The organism is Candidatus Nanopelagicales bacterium, from assembly GCA_018003655.1.
GTDB lineage: Bacteria > Actinomycetota > Actinomycetes > S36-B12 > UBA10799 > JAGNDY01.
In genome coordinates, this window is sequence record JAGNDY010000128.1 from 1 (window position 1) to 4,270 (window position 4,270).

3 protein-coding genes are annotated in these 4,270 nt (G+C 64.1%); 1 reads left to right on the top strand and 2 read right to left on the bottom strand.

Annotated features, from left to right (window positions below; translation table 11 throughout):
- Positions 1 to 747: glycoside hydrolase family 16 protein (locus KAZ48_11050; protein MBP7973325.1), on the top strand; the 747-nt coding region annotated here is incomplete at its 5' end.
- Positions 748 to 781: 34 nt separating this feature from the next.
- On the opposite strand, the gene KAZ48_11055 is transcribed toward KAZ48_11050, so the two are convergent.
- Together KAZ48_11055 and KAZ48_11060 are read right to left on the bottom strand one after the other, a co-directional pair.
- The gene (locus tag KAZ48_11055; protein ID MBP7973326.1) at positions 782 to 3,004 is read right to left on the bottom strand and encodes a diguanylate cyclase; all 2,223 of its coding nucleotides are present in this window, start codon (positions 3,002 to 3,004) and stop codon (positions 782 to 784) included.
- 126 nt (positions 3,005 to 3,130) lie between these two features.
- Positions 3,131 to 4,270 (bottom strand): C40 family peptidase (locus tag KAZ48_11060; protein ID MBP7973327.1); only part of this gene is annotated, 1,140 nt, incomplete at its 5' end.

Sequence of the window (4,270 nt, forward strand, 5' to 3'; positions counted from 1 at the left end):
TCGGGGTGCGGCAATGGCTCGGCAGCGACCGGACCGTCACTGCCAGCAAGTGATCGACCGGGGCAGGAGTTCGTCTTCTATGAGGACTTTGGCACCGATGCCCCCTTGGGCACATTCCTCGACCACTACGGCGACCGATTCACTGCTTACGAAGACCCCGCCCAAGACACCAGCCGGCTGGCCCGCGGGAAGGACTCCGGCTACTACGACTCAGCCAAGACCCTGTCTGCCGCGAACGGCAAGCTCGACTCCTGGCTCCACTACGACCAGGCATCGGGCAAGTACCTGGTGTCGGCGCTGCTGCCGAAGTTGCCCACCCTGACCGCGGGGCAGTTTGTGCTGCGCATGCGGGCCGACCGGATCGCTGGCTACAAAGTCGTCCCACTGCTCTGGCCCGATTCGGAGAAATGGCCCGACGACGGCGAGGTTGACTTCCCGGAGGGCAAGCTGGACGGTTCGAACTGGCGCGCCGCAATGCACTACGCGAGCTCAACTGGTGGGGAAGAGGACTTCGACGCCGGAGTAGACGGATCGCGGTGGCACACGTACGAGATCGATTGGTCGCCGGGCAAGGTCGACTTTCTGGTTGATGGAAAGAGCATCGGGCGCAGTACCGACGGTGTGCCCGACAAGCCGATGCACTGGGTGTGGCAGTTCGAGACGAACACTGACGGCCCGCCCCCACCCAAGTCCGCGCAGGGCCACGTCCAAGTGGACTGGGCAAAGGTCTATCGCCCGACCGGTTGACCCAATCGAGACTCGTGGCCGGTCGCTGACACCGTCACTGCGACTGCTGACCGTTCGCCCTATCTCGGCGGGCGTCCTTGGCTCGGTAGAGCGCCGAGTCTGCCCGGTCGAGCACCTCTTCGGGTGTCTCGCCAGCCTGGACGAGCGCGGCCCCTACGCTGATGCTCGCAGTGATTGCCACCCCGTCAACATCAATTGGCCGACTGACCGACTCCCGGATGATCTCGCCAATGTGAATGCAGTCATCGAGTCCGTGTACGGCGTCAACGATGACCACAATTTCGTCACCGCCGATTCGGGCAACGACGTCCGTCGCGCGGACCACGCGGTTGATCCGCTCCGCGCTTGTCCGCAGAACTCGGTCGCCTGCTTTGTGTCCATGCTCATCGTTGATCAACTTGAAGTCGTCAATGTCGCAGTAGAGAATCCCGACTTCTCTTCCCGAACGCGGTTTGCGCGTGAGGACTTCGGTCAGGGTTGTCTCAAGCGACTCGCGGTTCATCAGGCCGGTTAATCGATCGTGGGCGGCGCGGAATTCGAGTTCCTCGCGGTCCAACACTTCGCTGGTGACGTCACGGATCTGGCAGACGAAGCCCGCGGCTGGTTCCTCGTCGGAACCCTCGGCCGACTCCATCGGGGCGACGTCGCAGCTGCACCACTTGGTGCGTCCGCTCGCGGAGGAAATCCGGTACACGCTGCGACTAGTGCCTTCGCCCCAGCCCGCCGCAACGATGTTCGGATTGATGGTGTGTCCGTCCTCGAAGTTGATCAACTGTGCCAGCGATTTGCCCACGAGGGACTCGGGTGCGGCCTCGAAGATTCGAGCGAGAGCCTGATTCGCCTGGGTGACGGTCTGCTCGTCATCCAGCAGCGCGGTTCCCACCGGAGAACTATCCAGCGCAGTACGCAACTGCGACTCCCTGATGCGAAGGTCCTCTCGGAAAGCGACTTGTTCTTGAACGTTGTGCAGGGAATGAAGCGTCGCCACATGGTGGCCATTGCGATCAAAGTGCGGCTGGACCCGACTCGACATCCAGGTGAATTCGCCATCCGCACGGACGTATTGAAGTTCCGTATTGCCCAACGAACTCCCACCGGGATTTGCGGCGGCCGAATGGGAGCGTTCGATAGCCGCCCGCAGTTGGTCGCTGCTCGCTGGGGCGACCAACTCCTCGCCAGCGCGCCCAATCCAGGCTCGCCTGCGCCACCCGAGGTTCGCCTTGAGCGACGGTGACACCCATACGCACCGCCCGTCCTGATCTGCCAGCCACAGCACGTCGCTGGCGTTGTCGGCCAGCAGGCGCAGTTGGTCTTGCACACCGTCGCTGATCACCTGGTAGCGCGCCATCGCGTTGCCGCGGTAGATGTACCAGGCGGCTACGCCAATCAAGGAGACCGACCAGCCGTAGGTGGCGGCGGTGGGCCAGTCGAATCCCAGCCCGCCAATCAGTCGAACGACCCCGGCGCTCAAGGCGATGATCACCATGACGCCAAAGAAGGTCAACCAATAGCCACGCAACGACGGGCCCGCGCGAACCACAGCGGCCAACGGCGGTCGGTCCGGGCGGGTCAGCAGCACCGCTAGACCGATCAGACAGATCGCGATGGCGCTCGCTGGCGGGAGCCCGACCTGGCTGTCCCACCAGAAGATCCTGCTGGCGTTGAAGCCGTAGGAAATGACCTCCAATACACCGAACCCGGTTGCCAGGATGACTCCGATTCCGGCGACTTGATTCCACCGGTCCTCACGAGCGGGCAAGGCAACTGCGACAGACAGCAAGATCATCGCGAGCAGGAACCGGGCTCCGGCAGGACCAACGAGCACCGATGCGTGATTGAGGTTCCAGAGAATCGGATCGAGCGTAATCAGCGGCAGTTGCACGACTGCCAGCGCCAGGGATGTGACGGCCAACCCTCGTCCGACGCGGTTGACCGTGGGTCGCCGATTGACCGCCAGCAAGAGGGCGGTTGCGAGCAACATGCAGGTCACGAACCCAGCGGTCGAGATTGCTAGCCAGGCAGTGTCGGGCGTCGCCCGAGCGCCAGTGAAGGCGAGTGCTTCCGCCCCCAACAGGAGCCCAACGGCTGCGACCGCAGCGGCCGTGCCCAGCCGAATGAGCCGACGAGACCTTCGCCCGATCGGTGTCGTCCACGCCTGGGGCGAACTGTTGGTGCTGACCGAGGGAATCTGCTCAACCTGGACCTCCGCGGCCGCCTGCTGGATGAACCAGTCGTCGCTGCGTACGTCAGGGGGCACCTTGCGAGTCTGTCACGGTGAGACCGCGATGGGCCTTCTGGCAATTGGGTTCAACGCAGGGTAGGCATCGAGTCCACGAATGGGCGGGGGATCGCGGGCGAGCTAGCGGATCGCGGTTGACGGTGGTTACGGGTAGTAGGCCTCTGCCCAGCCGATGTAGGGACCGTAGCCATCCAAGAAACTCATCGGCACGATTCCGACTCGACCACTGTCGACGCCGGTGGAGATGACCATGCCGCCACCGATGTAGATCGCGATGTGACGAGCCGGATTGTTTGAAGCCCAGAAGACCTGCGCGCCAACAGGTGGATTGCGATCACCCGGGTGGCCCTTACCGGCGCCCTTTGCCGTGTTCCATTGATCGATAGCCCTCGGTTGCCGAGCACCGGTCGCACCGTAGGCGTCGTCGACAAACCCAAGGCACAGGCCGTTGTACTGGGAACCGCCGCCGACCATCCCCATGGCCCAGGCAACCGCTTGCTTGGGAGTCCGCTGGGTTCCAGACGAGCCGATCCGAACGCGTCCATAGGCCCGATCCTGTTGGGCCAGCAGTTTGCCGTAGACCCGACGCACCGATGCGCGGTTGCTCTGCGCGCTCTGGGCAGAGGCAGCCCGTGAGTCAACGAGCGTCTGCACGGACTGCTGGGCTTTGAGGGCATCTGCTCGGGCGGTTTCCCTGGCGGCGGCCAGAGTGGCGGCCTTCTCCTGTTCAGCGGCCGCCTTCGCCTTGGTTTGCTCAAGTAACTGCAGTTGATTGGCGAGTTCCGTGCGGGCTTGCTCGGCCTGGCCAAAAAGGTTGCCGTTGTTGCGTGCGGTGCGACGCTCGGACTCCAGGTGCGCGGCGAAACTCTGGAGATCCTTGGTTTGCAGCAGCAGCGCCAAGGTCGTTTGCTCACCGCCGGTGACGTAGGCCTGCCGCGCGAGCGCCCCGATCTGCAGGACAAGGGCATCGATGCGCTTCTGCACCACCGCGATTCGCGCGTTCTGAGCATCAACCTCGCGCTGGGCCGCAGCGAGTTGCTGTTGGGCTTGGGCCTCGGCTTGTTGCGCGGCGGCAACTGCCGCAGTCGCCTTGGCCACGGCCGCACGTGCTGTCGGCAACTTGGCGGAGGCGTTGTCGAGCGCTGCGTTGGCCCGCGACAATGCTGCACTGGCGGCAACGAGTCTGGCTTTGGCCGTTCTGACCTTCCGGTCGATGGCCTTCCCTGGTGCGTGCGTTGTGACGACTGCTGCGGCGGCAACCGAAACCAACCGGGGTGCCGCGCC